At 45.1% G+C, this 16272-nt stretch carries 18 protein-coding genes and 1 tRNA gene; 12 read left to right on the plus strand and 7 right to left on the minus strand.

The features are described 5' to 3' along the window. Positions 1-21: 21 nt before the first annotated feature. Positions 22-1680, plus strand: a complete 1659-nt coding sequence (locus LRM48_RS01580) for an ABC-F family ATP-binding cassette domain-containing protein (RefSeq protein ID WP_243812453.1) — start codon at positions 22-24, stop codon at positions 1678-1680. A 50-nt stretch (positions 1681-1730) separates the two neighbouring features. Here LRM48_RS01580 and LRM48_RS01585 read toward each other — a convergent pair whose 3' ends face one another. Both LRM48_RS01585 and LRM48_RS01590 read right to left on the minus strand, forming a co-directional pair. Beyond that, on the minus strand, positions 1731-2018 hold the full coding sequence (locus tag LRM48_RS01585) for a glutaredoxin family protein (RefSeq protein ID WP_129634903.1): 288 nt from the start codon (positions 2016-2018) through the stop codon (positions 1731-1733). 48 nt (positions 2019-2066) lie between these two features. Beyond that, on the minus strand, positions 2067-2291 hold the full coding sequence (locus tag LRM48_RS01590; protein ID WP_243812452.1) for a hypothetical protein: 225 nt from the start codon (positions 2289-2291) through the stop codon (positions 2067-2069). Between the two features lie 39 nt (positions 2292-2330). Here LRM48_RS01590 and LRM48_RS01595 point away from each other — a divergent pair, with 39 nt between their 5' ends. From LRM48_RS01595 to atpC, 10 genes are read left to right on the plus strand one after another with little or no spacing between them, the layout of a single operon-like run. Beyond that, on the plus strand, positions 2331-2591 hold the full coding sequence (locus LRM48_RS01595; protein ID WP_243812451.1) for a hypothetical protein: 261 nt from the start codon (positions 2331-2333) through the stop codon (positions 2589-2591). Next, positions 2588-3424 carry a F0F1 ATP synthase subunit A gene (gene atpB / locus LRM48_RS01600; RefSeq protein ID WP_243812450.1) on the plus strand — a complete coding sequence of 279 codons (837 nt, stop codon included), beginning with the start codon at positions 2588-2590 and terminating at the stop codon, positions 3422-3424. Before LRM48_RS01595 ends, atpB begins: the two co-directional genes overlap by 4 nt. A 36-nt stretch (positions 3425-3460) precedes the next feature. Further along, positions 3461-3673, plus strand: a complete 213-nt coding sequence (locus tag LRM48_RS01605) for a H+-transporting ATPase (protein ID WP_039327198.1) — start codon at positions 3461-3463, stop codon at positions 3671-3673. A 16-nt stretch (positions 3674-3689) separates the two neighbouring features. Then, on the plus strand, positions 3690-4232 hold the full coding sequence (gene atpF / locus LRM48_RS01610) for a F0F1 ATP synthase subunit B (RefSeq protein WP_243812449.1): 543 nt from the start codon (positions 3690-3692) through the stop codon (positions 4230-4232). After that, positions 4233-4631 carry a F0F1 ATP synthase subunit delta gene (locus LRM48_RS01615; protein ID WP_243812448.1) on the plus strand — a complete coding sequence of 133 codons (399 nt, stop codon included), beginning with the start codon at positions 4233-4235 and terminating at the stop codon, positions 4629-4631. A gap of 8 nt (positions 4632-4639) precedes the next feature. Continuing rightward, the gene (atpA, locus tag LRM48_RS01620) at positions 4640-6166 is read left to right on the plus strand and encodes a F0F1 ATP synthase subunit alpha (RefSeq protein WP_243812447.1); all 1527 of its coding nucleotides are present in this window, start codon (positions 4640-4642) and stop codon (positions 6164-6166) included. 3 nt (positions 6167-6169) lie between these two features. Further along, the gene (atpG, locus tag LRM48_RS01625; RefSeq protein ID WP_243812446.1) at positions 6170-7051 is read left to right on the plus strand and encodes an ATP synthase F1 subunit gamma; all 882 of its coding nucleotides are present in this window, start codon (positions 6170-6172) and stop codon (positions 7049-7051) included. Further along, entirely contained in the window at positions 7048-7497 is a 450-nt protein-coding gene (locus tag LRM48_RS01630; protein ID WP_243812445.1) for an NUDIX hydrolase, read from the plus strand. Before atpG ends, LRM48_RS01630 begins: the two co-directional genes overlap by 4 nt. Before the next feature lie 51 nt (positions 7498-7548). Continuing rightward, on the plus strand, positions 7549-8982 hold the full coding sequence (atpD, locus tag LRM48_RS01635; protein ID WP_243812444.1) for a F0F1 ATP synthase subunit beta: 1434 nt from the start codon (positions 7549-7551) through the stop codon (positions 8980-8982). Between the two features lie 2 nt (positions 8983-8984). Further along, positions 8985-9410 (plus strand): ATP synthase F1 subunit epsilon, encoded by a 426-nt coding sequence (gene atpC / locus LRM48_RS01640; protein ID WP_243812443.1) that lies wholly within the window; start codon positions 8985-8987, stop codon positions 9408-9410. A 104-nt stretch (positions 9411-9514) separates the two neighbouring features. On the opposite strand, the gene LRM48_RS01645 is transcribed toward atpC, so the two are convergent. The 5 genes from LRM48_RS01645 to LRM48_RS01665 all read right to left on the minus strand — a co-directional run bounded on the left by LRM48_RS01645 (position 9515) and on the right by LRM48_RS01665 (position 15808). Beyond that, positions 9515-10300 (minus strand): hypothetical protein, encoded by a 786-nt coding sequence (locus LRM48_RS01645; protein ID WP_243812442.1) that lies wholly within the window; start codon positions 10298-10300, stop codon positions 9515-9517. A gap of 99 nt (positions 10301-10399) precedes the next feature. Beyond that, positions 10400-10855: a hypothetical protein gene (locus tag LRM48_RS01650; protein WP_129745260.1), complete on the minus strand. Its 456-nt coding sequence runs from the start codon at positions 10853-10855 to the stop codon at positions 10400-10402. A gap of 1 nt (position 10856) precedes the next feature. Continuing rightward, a complete protein-coding gene (locus tag LRM48_RS01655) occupies positions 10857-11828 on the minus strand; it encodes a tRNA dihydrouridine synthase (RefSeq protein ID WP_243812441.1) in 972 nt (323 codons plus the stop codon). Between the two features lie 270 nt (positions 11829-12098). Further along, positions 12099-12181 (minus strand) — tRNA-OTHER (locus LRM48_RS01660). Positions 12182-12511: 330 nt separating this feature from the next. Beyond that, complete coding sequence (locus LRM48_RS01665; RefSeq protein WP_243812440.1) at positions 12512-15808, minus strand: ATP-dependent helicase; 3297 nt, start codon at positions 15806-15808, stop codon at positions 12512-12514. Between the two features lie 98 nt (positions 15809-15906). Here LRM48_RS01665 and LRM48_RS01670 point away from each other — a divergent pair, with 98 nt between their 5' ends. Next, a complete protein-coding gene (locus LRM48_RS01670; RefSeq protein ID WP_243812439.1) occupies positions 15907-16224 on the plus strand; it encodes a hypothetical protein in 318 nt (105 codons plus the stop codon). The last annotated feature ends 48 nt before the right edge of the window (positions 16225-16272 follow it).

Genomic DNA, 16272 nt, shown 5'->3' on the forward strand with positions numbered 1-16272 from the left:
TTATGTTACAATATCTCAAGCATGATAGCCGACATTCATATTACTGAGAAAAGTTTTGGCGATAAGACGTTGATGAAAGACGTCAAGTTCAGTGTGGACGACGGCGAGAAAGTCGGTGTGGTTGGTCGTAACGGTGTTGGTAAGTCGACGCTGTTTGGAATATTGAGCGGAAAAGACACTGATTATACTGGCGAGGTTATTTTTCGCCGTGGCATTACAATAGCAACTACGGCTCAGGAGCATCACGGCTTGGGTGATCAAACGGTTATGTCGTATATTCTTGGCGGACTTCCAGAATATTCCAAGCTGAAGAAAATCATCGATGAATATCCGCTGACTATGGGCGACAATATGCGAAAAATTGAGGAATATACGCAGGCTTTGGAGCGATTTGACCAAAAAGGATTTTATCAAGTTGAAGAAAAAATTGAGCGAGAGTTGAGTAATTTTCAATTAGACGGTTATGGCAATCGGAAGATTTCTTCCCTGTCTGGCGGTCAAAAAAGGCTGGTGGAAATTGTTAAAATTATGCACTCGGAGGCGCATTTGACGCTAATTGACGAGCCGACAAACCACATGGATTACGTTGCGAAACAGCAGTTTATTGACTGGATGAATTCGCAGCCACATCAAGCGATGTTGATAATTACACACGACCGCGATGTGCTTGGGCAAGTTGATCGAATAGTTGAGATTAAGGACGGTCAAGCGGTAAGCTATCGCGGAAATTACGACGCGTATTTGAAGCAGAATGCGCAAGCGACGACAGCTGGAATGAACAATTTTGAGCAGATTGAGAAGCGAATTGTTAACCTGAAACAAAAAGTTTTGGACTATCAAAGGCTTAAGGAAAAGTCGCGTAATCCTGGCACTATTCAGAAATTTAAGCGGCTGGAGAACGAGGCGCGAGCGGAGCTGGCGGAATTGTCAGAAATGGAAAAGCCGACGTTTTGGATTGACAAAGAATCTGCTAGTCAATTGGATTATAAATCCGCTGAGCGTTACGGAAAGTTCAAATCGCGTAATATTCGCCTGAGTATGAAAGATGCTTCCAGTCGCAGTCAGCATGTGTTGGTTCGTGCGGAAAATGTGGCGGTTGGGATTGGTGAGCGGATATTGTTTGAGGACGTGAATATTGATTTGCGTGAAGGTGAAGCGATTGAAATTAGAGGTCGCAATGGCGCCGGTAAAACTACGTTGATTCGGATGATTCTGGCGTCGGGCAAGAGTTTTGACGGCGGTCCTGTTCTTTATTCTGGCGATATTTTCCTTGATCCGCAGGTTCGAATTGGTGTTTATGAGCAAGAAATTGACGAGCGATATTTGTCTGATCCGCTAGAAAAAGCGATTGAAAAATTGTATATGAGTCGCGATTTGTCGATTTCTGATACGAAAATTCGGCAGCTTTTGGCTGACTATTTATTCACGGACGCTGATCGGATGACGCCGCTGGCTCGCTTGTCTGGCGGTCAAAAGGCGCGTTTTCAGATTATTGCTATGCTGGCGAACGACCCGCAACTGCTAGTTCTGGACGAGCCGACGAACCATTTGGATTTGCCGAGCATCGAAGAGCTGGAAACGGCGTTGGTCAAGTATTCCGGCGCGATTCTTTACGTCAGCCACGATAATTATTTCCGCGAAAAACTTGGCGGCAAAGTTGTGCAAATTGGCGCAGAATAAAAATTTTCCGCCAGAATTTGACGGAAAATCTTGAATCGTTTTTAAGAAAATTAGTCGGCTAGTAAGCCGTTTTTTCGTAGTAAATCTTGTAGTTTTGGTCGATCAAAACCAAGCACTAATTCCCCGTTAATATCCGTTACTGGCACGCCTTGGAAATTGCCGCCATTTTTATTTAGCAATTCCTCTTTTGCGCCAGGATCAGCCTCGATATCTTTGGAAACAAAGTCAATTCCCAGCTTCTTCAGCCATTCCATTTCCGTGTGGCAAAACGCACACCAGCTGGTGTTGTATACGACAACTTTTGTGTCTTGATGGTTGTTTGTTGTGTCTTCGCTCATATATTCCCCTATTTAATAGCACTTCTAATTATAGCATAGCGGTTACGCCTATTTAGAATTCTTTGACGTCAAATGCCAATTTTTGCACCATTCGCAGTGATATGTATCAATCGACAAATTCGGGTTTGTTAGTTCTTGGATTTCTGCTGCTTGGCGCGCTTTTATCTCTGTTGAGAAGCGACGTTTTTTCTGGCAATTGGCCAACCCTGAAATTGACATCAATGATGTTTTTTGGGTTTTTTGACTATTTTTTGAATAATTTCGCCGCGGCATCTTGCAAAATAGTATAACAGATTGATATAGTGGAAAGTAATGGTAAAAGAAACTGACATTTCGGCTAATGATACAGGCGATTCTGGTGCGATGATGATTTTGGTAAGGACGATGATTGGTACAATGTGGCGAATGTTTTTGCCAACAATTGGCTTAACTTTGTTGGGATTGTGGCTGGATAATGTCAGCGGAATGAAGATGAGATGGTTGCTTGCTGGAATTATTTCTGGCGCGATTATCTCAGCGATTCTCGTAGCTTTGCAAATTGCTAAAATTAAACAGCAGGAGTTGAAGAAATGATCGATTATATGGCAAGCGCGGGTCCGCATATTTCAGTAAAGGTTGACGAAGTTTTCAATGTCGCTGGCGTATCTATTACGAATTCACACTTGATGGGATTCTTGGGATTGATCGTACTGTTGTGGGTAATGTTCCGTACTCGTGCGGCGGTTTTAGGTAAAAAGAAGCATAATTTTATTACAAGACTAATTCAGTGGACGTTCGACGGACTTTATAATACGGTTCGCCAAGTCATTCCAGACCAAAAATGGGCGCGTAAGGTTGCTCCGCTTTGTATTACGTTGTTTTTCTTTATCGTCGCGCAGTACTGGCTGGGGCTTTTGCCGATCGTTGGTCCAATTACAATTGGCGAGCATCACACTCCTCTATTCCGCGGTGGTGTGGCGGATCTTAATATGACTTTCGGCTTGGCAATTGTAACGATTGTCGCGGCTCAGATTTACGCGTTTAAGTATTTGGGCTTTAAGGGCAATTTGGGACGATATTTCGTTAACCCGCTGCGTGATCCAATTATGTCATTTGTCGGAATTTTGGAATTGGTGGCTGAGTTTTCGCGAATGCTGGGACTGAGTTTCCGTCTATTTGGTAACGTTTTGGCTGGCGAAATTCTCTTGGCAATTATCGCTTATATGACGAAGTTTTTGTCGCCCGTAGCTCTGCAGCCGTTCTATTTCTTTGAATTGTTTATCGGCGGTATTCAGGCGTATATTTTCTTTATGTTATCAACTGTGTTTATTTCCCTGGGGCTGGCTCACCATGATTCGCACGAGCCAATTGATGAAGTTCACTCCTCTGCTGAAGCTAATAAATTAGCGATGTCAGAGAGTGATTAAATTAGGTAATAATTAATTAAAAGGAGAATATTAACAATGGAAGCATTATCATTTGCACTTACCTACGCAATCCCAGCAGCATTTGCAGCAATCGGTGCCGCAATCGTTGGTGCAGCAGCTATGAACGCAGCTGGTCGTAACCCAGAAAAAATCAACGACCTACGCACAATGATGATCTTGGGTATTTCATTCATCGACGCTATTGCTATTATCGGTTTCGTCGCAGCAATCGTCGGCAAAGTTATGTAGTTTTCGGGAGTAAATTGTGGAGAAAATATTAACACAATTTGCCAATTCTGGCGTATCGGAAAAAGCTGGTTTGTTTGATTCGCTGGGTATTGATTGGGCGCTGTTGGCGTTTCAGACGATAGCATTTTTAATCTTGCTATTTGTTCTTCGCAAGTTTGTTTATCCGCCAATGATGGAAATGCTCGTCAAGCGAGAAAAGGACCTGAAAGCGGCTGATGCGGCGGCAAAATCTGCCAAGGAAAATGCTGACCGAGCCGAAGAAATGACCGCTGAAATGATGCGAAAAGCGCGAGCGCAAGCTAGCGACATCGTGGCGTCTGCTCGAGAAGAAGCGACCGAAGTTGTTGAAGAAGCGGCTAAAAAAGCGACTGCCAAATCTGAAGCTTTGATTAAAGAAACACACAATACGATTGCTCAAGAAATTGAAAACGCTAAGAAAGATCTGCACAATTCGACATTAGAGTTGGTGGCTGAAGCGACTGGCAAGGTTTTGGGCGAGAAAATTGATGCGAAGAAAGATACAAAGCTGATTTCGGAAGCGCTTGAGGAGGCTGAATAGATGAGATTAGTGTCCAGAAGAAAGTTGGCAAAGTACGCAGCTGAACAAATTTTAGCTGGCAATGACGCGGTGTTGGAAGAAATTGCTGGTCTTTTGATTTACGAAAAGCACGAACGTGAAATTGATTTGTTGGTGCGAGATATTGAGGCTGAGTTGGCTGAGAACGGTGAGATTGTGGCGTCGGTCGAGAGTGCGAGAGCGCTTGATGACAATACAAGGCGTAAAATAGAGCAATTTCTGGCGGCTGCGGCGAGCGATAAAAATAGCAAGCCAAAAGTGTCGCTAAGAGAATCAATTGACCCGACGTTGATTGGTGGATTTAAGCTACAAACGCCGACCGCAACACTGGACGCAACGGTTTCGAAGAAGTTAAACGACTTGCGGGCGAAGAAAATCTAGGAGGAAAAATGAGCAAGATTGATGTGACAGAATTAGCCAAAAGCCTGCGGGAAAAAATCGCGCAGCTGGAGGCGACGGAAGGTTTGGAAGATGCTGGCGTGGTTATTCGCGTCGGTGACGGCGTGGCTTGGGTGCATGGCTTAAGCAGCGCGGGCTATAGCGAAGTGCTGGAAATTGAAACTGACGGCGGAACGGTTGAAGCGTTTGCTTTGAACTTGATGGAAGATGAAATTGGTGCGGTGATTCTTGGCGGCGAAGATAAGGTTAAGGCTGGTGCCAGTGTTCGCCGCAAAGGTTCGGTGCTAGACGTTCCTGTCGGCGAAGAATTATTAGGGCGAGTGGTTGATCCGCTGGGTCGACCTCTTGACGACGGTCCAGCGATTAAAACGAAGAAACGTGGTTTAATTGAGCGTCCTGCCATTGGCGTGATGGGCCGTAAGTCGGTTCACGAACCTCTGATGACTGGTATTATGTCGATTGACGCGATGTTCCCGATCGGTCGTGGTCAGCGTGAGCTTATCATTGGTGACCGCCAGACTGGTAAGACGGCAATTGCTATTGATACGATGATCAACCAGGCACGTCAAAAAACTGGCGTGGTGAACGTTTATGTGGCGATTGGTCAGAAATTGTCGAAGATTGCTCGATTGGTCGACCGATTGAAAGAAGAAGGCGTGATGGATCAGACGATTATCGTCGCAACCAGCCCGTCCGACGCAGCCTCCCTGCTTTACTTGGCGCCTTACGCTGGTACAGCCATGGGTGAATACTTCCGAGATAACGGCGGTCACGCATTGATGATTTATGACGATTTGACCAAGCACGCGGTGGCTTACCGACAGATGTCGCTATTGTTGCGCCGTCCACCAGGACGCGAAGCTTACCCAGGTGATGTCTTCTATTTGCACTCACGATTATTGGAGCGCTCGGCTAAATTGTCAGATAAACTCGGTGCGGGAAGTCTGACGGCTCTACCAATCATCGAAACGCAAGCTGGCGACATTTCCGCTTACATTCCAACCAACGTGATTTCTATTACCGACGGTCAGATTTTCCTAGAAACCGACTTGTTCTATCAAGGTATTCGCCCAGCTATCTCAGCCGGTCTATCCGTTTCTCGTGTTGGTGGCGCGGCTCAGACGAAAGCTGTTAAGTCCGTTGGCGGAAACTTGAAGCTTGGTCTTTCTCAGTTCCGCGAATTGGCGTCATTTGCTCAATTCGGCTCAGATCTTGACGACGCGACAAAGGCTCAAATTGATCGCGGTCAGCGACTCACTGAACTTTTGAAGCAGCCACAATATCAACCAATGAGCGTCTGGGAGCAATTTGTCAGTATCCACGCGGTGACTGGCGGTATATTTGACGATGTTCCAGTTTCTAAGATTAAGGATGCGCAGTCTGCTCTATTGACTTATCTCTGGAAAAATTCTAAAGATGCTATGCGTGAGTTAAACAAGGGCGACAAGCCTTCGGATGAGCAATTGAAATTGATTGACGAAGCTACGAAAGAAATAGCGAAAGGATTTGAGGAGTAATTCATGCCGAGCACTCGCGCGCTGAAAAATCGCATTCGTTCGGTGGACTCAACTAAGCAGATCACCAAGGCTATGCAATTGGTGGCGGCTAGTAAAATGCGTCGCGCTCAAGAGGCGGACAAAGCTTCTGCGCCGTACACAATGGCGGCGGAAGAATTGCTGTCCTATTTGGCTAGCCAAGGCGCAACCGACAATCACCCGCTGTTCGTTAGGCGAAAGATAAATAAGCGATTAATTATCGTGGTGGCCAGCGACAAGGGTTTGGCTGGCGCATACAACACCAACGTTTTAAAGAAGTATTTGGAGCTATTAAAGCGTGATGACGAGCGCGAAATTGAGAACTTGACTTTGACGATTGGTCGTCGAGCTTCGCAATTCGCAACGCGCCTTAAAGATACGAAAATCATCGGTACTTACGAAGATTTGCCAGATCAGCCGTCTGGATTGACGTTCCACACGATTTTGAATACGGCAGTAAATATGTTTGAGAATGGCGAAGTTGATGCAGTTACGCTTGTTTATACGCGTTTTGTCAATAGCATGGTTCAGACTGCGGAATTGGACAGGTTATTGCCAGCAGGAACAAAAATCTTGGTTGATCCGAGTGAAGTTTCTAACACGATTTCTGACGCCAAATATGAGCCAAGTATTCCAGAAGTTTTGGACGCGGTGGCATATCGTTTAGTCGGTGCGCGACTGTTGCAAGCGCTGCTTGATGCTCGCGCCAGTGAACATTCTATGCGTATGATGGCGATGAAGAATGCTACGGATAATGCCAGCGATTTGGTTGATGATTTGACGCTAGCCATGAATAAAGCCCGTCAGGGGGCGATTACTCAGGAGCTAGCTGAAATTTCTGGTGGCGTGGAGGCGATGGAACAATGATAAATAACACAACCCTATTCGTCAGTACTGTTGTTGTAAAGGACGGTAAGTTGTTGGTCGTTCAAGAAGGCAAAAATAACTATGGTCAATTAGATACCTGGAATTTTCCAGCTGGTCATGTTGAGCCTGGCGAAAGCTTGGTGGATGCGGCGATACGCGAAGCGAAGGAAGAGTCTGGCTACACAGTTGCAATTGATAGTGTGCTGTCGGTGCTGCTGAAAAATACTGATTCTGGTATGTCGCTAGTTGTGTTCTTTCTAGGGCACGTTGCCGATGGTTCTCCTGTCGCGCATGAAGAAGGAATCCAGCAGGTTGACTTCGTGACGTTAGAGGCTTTAGAGAAACTGAACTTACGCTTCCCTGATGATATGATAGAGCCGGCTCGTCGAGCATTGTCGGATAAGAGTTATTCTTTGGATATAATTATGGATTATCAGGAGGCGTAGATGCGATATGAAAAGTGAGATTAATACAAAGGAAATGCGGAGGAAAAATTGATGAGTAAAACACTAGGTAAAATTATTCAGATCGTTGGCGTGGTCGTTGACGTGGAGTTTCCACGAGACGTTGAACTTCCAGCGATTTACGATGCGTTGCACGTTAAAAACGGCAATGAGAATTTGGTGCTGGAGGTTGCTCAGCATTTGGACGAGCATACCGTTCGAGCAATTGCCCTATCTTCGACAGATGGATTGAGTCGTGGCGCAGAAGTTGTTGCGACTGGCGCTCCAATTTCCGTTCCAGTCGGCGCAGAAACTCAAGGACGAATGTTTAATGTTGTCGGTGAAGCGATTGACGAAAAGCCGCAACCAAAAGGCAAAACCGCCCCAATTCACCGCCCTGCTCCAGCGCTCTCTGAGCAGTCAAATAAGACTGAGATTTTGGAAACTGGTATTAAGGTCGTCGACTTGATTGCGCCACTTGCTAAAGGTGGAAAGGCTGGTCTATTTGCCGGTGCTGGTGTTGGTAAAACGGTGCTTATTACTGAGTTGATTAACAATATCGCTAAGTTCCACTCTGGAAACTCTGTTTTTGCTGGTGTTGGTGAGCGAACTCGTGAAGGTAACGACCTTTACTATGAAATGGAAGAAGCTGGCGTTTTGGACAAGACTTCTCTGGTCTTTGGGCAAATGAACGAGCCACCTGGAGCACGTTTGCGTGTTGCGTTGTCAGGTTTAGCTATGGCTGAAGCTTTCCGCGATGAAGGTAAAGATGTCTTGCTATTTATCGACAATATTTACCGCTACACCCAGGCTGGTGCTGAGGTGTCGGCGCTGCTTGGTCGTTTGCCGAGTGCGGTTGGTTATCAGCCAAACCTCCAGCAGGAAATGGGTGCCTTGCAAGAGCGCATTACTTCAACAAAGAAAGGCTCGATTACCTCTGTTCAGGCTGTTTATGTGCCAGCTGACGACTTGACTGACCCAGCTCCTGCCACGACCTTTGCTCACCTTGACGCTACAATTGTGATGAACCGTGCATTGACGGAAATTGGTATTTATCCAGCGGTTGATGTTTTGGACTCCAGCTCAAACTCGCTTGATCCAGAAATTGTCGGCGAAGAGCATTACCGTGTGGCGCGCGAGGTTCAGCGAATTCTGCAGCAATACAAAGAGCTTCAGGATATTATCGCTATTCTTGGTATGGAAGAATTGTCAGATGATCAGAAGCAGATTGTTGCCCGCGCTCGTCGTATTCAGCGATTCTTGGCACAGCCGTTCCATGTGGCTGAGAAGTTTACCGGAAATCCAGGTGTTTACGTTAAATTGGAAGATACCATTCGCGACGCTTCCGATATTTTGGCTGGTAAATACGATGATAAGCCTGAAAACTGGTTCTACATGGTTCAGGGTACGTTGGCTGACCAAGTCGCTCGCGACACTGAGGTGGAAACTGCTAAACCTAAGAAACATTCTGAAAAGAAAGCCAAATAGCCATGAAATTGTCATTAGTTACACTTGTTGGCACGAAGGTTGACGAAGAGGTTTATTCGCTGTCAATTCCAACCATTGACGGCGAAATATCCGTCTTCCCTAGTCATGAGCCGCTAGTGACGATTGCGCGGGATGGCGTCATTACTGTGCGTCGCCGTAAAGAAGATTCGGATAGTCAATTGGAGTATTTCGCAATCTCTGGTGGCGTGGTAAAAATTGACTATTCGTCGGTGCAAATTTTGGTTGATGAAGCTGATCACGGCGATGATATCATCGAGGCGGAAACTCAGAAAGCTCTGGAGCGTGCTATTAAGGCGCGTGATGAGGCTGGTGATCAAGTTGAGCGCGAGAAAGCCAAGCAGCTTATCGATCGTCATATGGTGCGATTGAAGGTTGCCGATCTTCATAGGCGTAAGCGACGACGCTAGGTTTGAGTGCGTAAGTAATTAGACAAGACCCTGCCAATATCGTCGGGGTTTTGTTTTTATGTCTTAAACTGGGCGTGAAGATTGAAAGGTGTATACAGATTTACTCATAGATTATTAGTAACGCGATGAACACTATCCTGTTGCTTTTTTGATAGTGCACCAGCGACTAGAGATAAGTATGGATCAATAAAATATTCCTCAATATACTTATTGTCTAGTACTGGACTAATGTAATCAGGTAATGTATCTATATACGAATGCATGTCATCAGCGATACCGCGACCGCTTTTATCAAAATAAGAGGAAGTTAGGTCTATTGCTCGCTCTTCCCCTGTCTTTACACTGAATGCAGTATTTTTAATTTGCGCGTCGCCATGTGCAACTCCCGATTTATGTAGCCTCGCGAGTGTCGCTGCTCCCATAAGCAGAACCTTTTGTATTTTTTTAGGATTGTCCGTGCTGTCGGTAATCGTGTCACAGCTCACAACATCGTCTTCGAATGCTGATAGTGTATATATAGAATCTCTGCCTGATAAAAATCCTAGTGGTTGGTACGGTTTAATATGTCCTTCACTAATAAGATGTTGTGTAATACAAAATTCTGAAAGTGCATAAGCGATATTGTCATGAGGCTTAATCGCTACAGGTATTTCTATGTCATTTGTTGACATGTTTCCGAACATGATGCCACTTGTTGCGTCCTGTCGTCCTGTATAATAATCTTCAACGGGAGTAAATGTTAATCTTTGACCGCGAGTGACGCTACTCAGCGGTGTATTGTTTACTATGAGGAGCTGTCCGCTGGGCGTATTTTCTATTGCCGTACGCAGTTTTCTCTTTGGCTGATCCTGATGTAGTATGCCGCATGCGCGCATTTCTGAGGATAACATATTTATATTATATAATATTATCTATACTTTTTCAATCAATTTGCGTATAGTACTAAGACTCTAATTAATACTAATCTAAATAGCGACGTCTTCCGTCGTCTATTCTTTGTCTTCAGCGATACCAAAAGTAACAGCCACGAATAGAGACAGAACCACTACAAACCCCGAGATAATGGCGATAGTTTTTGATGTTTTAAATGAAATAGCGTTATTTGTATACACGGATAATGTTGAAAAGGTCTCCATGTCGCTAAAATCAGGCATTGCAAGGCCGCAGATAAATAATGAAATTGACATGACGATAAAGGAAACACGTACTATTGTGGTGAGATGGTCTTTTGATGCATGGCGTTTTTTCATTTGTCGGGAGATGATTGCAAGACAGATACAGCTAACGATAAGCGCCCACGGGCCAAGTAGTGCTAGTACCCAACCGCCGATGCCAGTAATGAATCCGCGTGCGAGCGAGAACCAGATAGCACTTACCCATAATGCTATGACGATCCATGTGTCTATGGCCTGTTGTTTTTGTAGTTTTTGTTTTTTTGTTGTCATGTCAATAAGTATAATGTGGATGATCGTTGTGTGCAAGTATTGATCGCACCTCATCGGTCGTCGTGGTGTGCATCAATTTTTCTCGAAGTTCCTTTGCGCCGTCAAAATCGTGAATATAAATCTTGAAAAAACGTTTTAGAGTTTCAAAAGGTCGCCCTAAAATCGGCTGGTAAGAATCGAACAAATCCAAGTGATAATTAAGGAGCGTCAACAGTTCTTCCTTGTGATTATCTGTGTCAGTTTTCGATTTACGGAAGCAAAACGGATCACTGAAAACGCCTCGCCCGATCATAATTCCATTCACGCCAGGGTGTTTTCTGGCAATTTCCAGCCCATGCTCTCGATCGCGAATGTCGCCGTTGATGGTCAGGAGTATTTGTGGGGCAATTTCATCGCGCAGCTTAACGATCTCGTCAATCAATTCGTAATGCGCCGCAACTTTGCTCATCTCTTTTTTTGTGCGCAGATGAATCGTTAAATTCACAATGTCTTGCTTGAGAATTGCCGTAAGCCACTCGCGCCACTCATCGACGTAAGTATAGCCCAGCCGAGTTTTTACGCTAACTGGCAATCCAGATTTTTTGGCAGCGTCAATTGCGGCTATCGCTATGTCGGGTCGACGAATCAGAGCCGCACCGCCACTTTTAATGGCAGATTTGGCGGGACACCCCATATTGATATCAATTCCGTTAAAACCAAGTTCCGCGCAGTGCTTCGCGAAAGCTTCCATGTCCCCTGGCTCGCCACCCCAGATTTGCGCAATCAGCGGCTGCTCGTCGTCAGTTTTGATTAGTCGCCCAGCTATGGCTTTGTCGCCGGCGTGAACCCAGCCGGTGGCATTTGCGAACTCAGTGAGAAATATATCTGGCGCGCCAGCTTGTTTCACGACATGACGAAACACGACGTCGGTGACGGCTTCCATTGGTGCCAATATGAAAAATGGCTGCGGTAAATCATTCCAAAACGATGTCATCTCTGTTATTTTATCACAAAAAGGAGAAAACCCCTCACTCTCGTCTTTGAGAATGAGGGGGATGGGGGCTCAAGCGGTTCTGCTCGGAGTTGATCTCAACGGTGAGAAAAACTGCCACGAGTGAATCTCGCGAGCCCGAAAATTAGAAAACATCAATACTTCCACGTGCCGGCTCACGTTGCTAGGCGCCATCGTCTAGCGGGGAGTATTGATGAACCTGAACGCCGCCCGTTGGGGCGCTCGACAGCGTTAGGTTTTTTAATTGCCGGATGGCGGACGCGACGGGAGTTGAACCCGTCCATCCTCGATTAACCACTTCGTCGTGGAGAATCGAGGGGCTATCCTGCGCGTCCCTTGATTCTTTTCCGGACTAACCGGCTGGGGAATCGGACCCAGGGGTGTGCTACTTGCCGCAGCTCGGACAATGGAATTTCCAAGACCCAAGCTTCGAAGGGTCCACGTAGAAAACGCTTCCACACTTGCTGCAGGTCTTCCCTACAGTATACAGACCAGTGGGGGCGTCTTTTCCGTAGTACTTGAACACCATTCACCTCTTTTCTAAAGAAAAGAGCTGACCTCATCTGTGCTCCTGGAGAGCACGATATAGAATCAGCTCTACCAACAAAAGCGTTTACTATAATAACACTAATTATAAAAAAATGCAACAATATACCAGAATATTTTTATATTTCGCCCGCCAGCAGGTCTTTTTCGAATTGCAACATTCCCTTATAATCCGCTGAATAGCCAGAAATATCCGGCAGATCTAACGTGGTAATTTTTCGCCAAATAATCTCAATCAGTTGCGTAAATTCAGTCAGCTCTTCTCTGGAGAATGTATCTTCCAGGTTGAGGATATCGCCGGTCTTCATGTCTGGCTCGACAAATTGTAATCGCCCGCCAGTAAACGTGAAATTGCCATAATCGCGTGAATGCTCGACCAGCAGCTGATAGAACATCAATTGCTGACGATATTTATGAAGTTTGATTTTTTCGTAATCAGCCGAACCTTTCCAAGAATGCGCCGGCTTGCCAGTTTTATAATCCGTTACGAAGATGGTTTTATTTTGCTTGTCGATGTCGACAACGTCAAGTTTACCAGTCAATCTGGCATTATCGATAATTACGCCTTGGTTTGAAAAGTCTAATTCCGCCAAGTCCGTGTCGTGAAAATCTGAAGATTTGGCATTTAAGAACGCAGTCAAAGCCGACTTCCCTTTGTCCAAATACAATTGAAAATCGTCCGCTGGCAAATGCTGACCTTCGAGAGATTTTTGGAAAAATTGGAGAATTTGTTCGACGCTTGGCAATTGGTGATCGGCGCTGAATGAGCAATGTGCCTGCTGAAGGCTGCTGTGAATCGCGGTTCCGTAAGCTGCGGCGGAATTTTTGGCGGATGGAAAATGTAGCAAATTGTTCAATAAGAAATTCTGCGGTCCGCCACGTGAAACGTCGAGGAAATTATTCAAATGCGTCGCGGAAAGTTTGTATGTTTCCAGCGCTGGCGCCAATAAATCCTTTAATTCTGGAACAATCGGCGAAGTTAGTCGTGTCGTCCAGTCGGTTTCAGCGAGTTCAATTTGTTCCGCTGGATCGTCGCTGGTCGGAATGACGGTCGGCGTGCAATTCGTCAAGAAACTGGCAATTATCGTGTCGCTACCAGAATCGTTGGTTTGAGAATAAGCCATGGTCAATGTGGTTTTGGCGCGAGTCATCGCCACGAAAAATAGCCGAAGTCGTTCGTCGTAAGTGGCGCCCGCTGGCTGAAGCTGGAGATTTGCGGGATATCGGATAGCTCGGCTGCGTGAACGAACCTTCTCGCCCCAAGCGCTGTCAATTGCCCCAATCACGAAAACGTGCGGAAATTCCAGACCTTTGGATTTATGGGCGGTCATTAAGTTTATGGCGCCGCTGAGTGAACTTGCGTGCGTGCGAATTTGCGTTAAGCGAGTTTTTGTTGAAATATGCAGATCAATAAATTCCAAAAAATCTTCCAGAGTTGGGTTTTTATCGGTGATTCGATCGCGAAGTTTTTGACGCAAAGTACGCAAACTTTCCAGAATTGTCAGATATGCTTCTGGGTTTTTATCTAGCTTTTCTGGCGAGAAATAGAAATTGGCGAGAGAATTGACTTGAAGATCGCCGCTTTCATCGTTAGTTAAGCCTAATAAATTGTCCAATTGCTCTTCCAATGGCAGATTCGGCACGTCTTTAGCGCGCTCCAAAAGCCACTTTGCAAATTCCTTAAATACGCTATTTGCCAACATACTTTCCAGCCACAATTGCCGATTTTTGTAAGCTTGAAGGCTCAATTTCCAGATGTCCAGCGCAGAAAATCCAAACGCGGGATGAGCCGTAATTTCCGGCAATAGACTATTGGCAACGTCCAAATTATTCTGGCTAATCGCCACGACAGTTCGCGCTAATTTGTCCAGAATCTGAATTATATCTTGCTCCAAAATGTCGTCGTGACGCTCGTAATTGACAAAAAGATTTTCTTTATAAAGATGCGGAAGAATTTCAATGAGTTCCTTATGGTGGCGCGCAATAATCGTAATGTTTTCTGGCTTTTCACCGTTTTTTATTAGCTCGGCAATTTGTTTGGCAATTCCCGCTCGCTCTTCGCTAACAGATGAGAATTCTTGGATTTCGACTTTTGAGCCTTCGCTATTTGCGTGTGCGGTCAATTGTTTTGATAGCCCGTCAATTGTGTTTTCCAATCGATCCGCGCCTTGAGTGATGACGTCTCGCGCCGACGATAAAATGTTTTCGGCGGAACGATAATTGTCGGTCAAAACGATGATTTTTGGGTCGTGATAATGTTGGCGGAAGCGCTGGATGTTGCCCACGTCTGCACCTTGGAAGCTGAAGATTGCTTGGTCGTCATCGCCGACCGCCATGATGTTTGGATTATCGTCATTCTCGCTAGTCAAATTGAACAGCAATCGAAGTTGCGCCAAGTTTGTGTCCTGGAATTCGTCGACCATGATGAATTGGAATTGCTCTTGGAGGTTTGCGCGCAGTTCTGGGTGAGATTCGCAGGCTTGAATAACGGATAAAATCATGTCGTCGTAGTCAAATAACGAACGCTCGGATAAAATATTTACGTATTTTTCGTAAACGTCAATTGCGGCAGATAATTTTTCTGCGGCGGTAAAATCTTTCAGGACAAATTCGCCATTGGCATTTTTTTCGCACCATTTATTTTTCCAGGCGGTCAGTGGCTTGGTTGAGTTTTCGTCAATTGCTTCCTGGGTGGCGTGCACAATACTCAGCGCCAAAACGTTGGCGTATGGCGTGATTGAGGCTGGCAATTTTGAGTTTTTCTCGTCAGGATTTTTGGCTGCTAAATTGGCAATTTTCTCAGCTATCGGCGCAAACATTTCAATTGTTTTTTTCGATATTTTGGCGGAAAATACTTGCTGAATATCTGGCGCGATTTCGGCGATTGTGTTTTGATTGTCCTCAATAATTGCCCGTAATTCTGACGGCGTTAAGCCGCTTTGCTTGAACTCGGAAATAATGCGAATGAGGTCTTTAATATAAACGAATTCCCCGTTGTTTTTCGCGCTTAATGGATTCCGCCAATCAAGTCCTTCGAGTATTCCAGAGATAATTTGATATTGCGTCAATTCGTCAACTGGCTGAGCGTCGGCGCCACGGAAAAAATACTCGCGATGTTGATTGATGATTTCTGTGCCGAAGCTGTGGAACGTGTGAATTGCAATTTTATACGCATCCTCACCGATAATCTGGCGAAGTCGTTGGCGCATGTTCGTGGCGCCACTTTCGGTGAACGTTAGACATAAAATACTGTTCGGCAAAGTGTCGGTCTGCCTTAGGATTTGGGCGGTACGCATACTCAGAAGTTCGGTTTTCCCTGTTCCCGGCCCAGCAATTACAAGAAGCGATCCGTGAATGTAGTCGACTGCTTGTCGTTGATTATCGTTTAATTTAGCGTAACGAGTATTGAAATCCATAGTTTTATTTTACCATGTCGGCAGTCTTCAGAATGCAATATCAAAATTGCTATTTACAGAATTCGTCTAAGGTTATAAATTTAGCATAAGGAGGATAAATGAAAAACTTAAAAAAGATAAGATTTAGTCATATATATATGTTTGTGCTGACGATTGCGTTGATTTTTCTGAGTTATCAAGTCTACTGGCTGAATGAAAAACAATATCGAAGATCAGTCCAGTCTTCCATCGATTATCTTGAAAACGCCCAAAGCATTAAGCGACTTGAGTTTTGTGTTAATCACGCCATTAAAGATTGTACTGAAGAAAATGTCGATGATTGGAATGAAAAACATCCAGAAGATGCGTTTAAGGGTAAAAGCCACTTGGATATTTCCCGTCAAGCAATTGAAGCGGTCAGGCAGGTTGGTTATTAGATTTCACATCTTTGCCATCTCGCGCACCTCATAAAAAAATGGTAAAAT

It is taken from the genome of Candidatus Nanosynbacter sp. TM7-008, assembly GCF_022828245.2.
GTDB lineage: Bacteria > Patescibacteriota > Saccharimonadia > Saccharimonadales > Saccharimonadaceae > Nanosynbacter.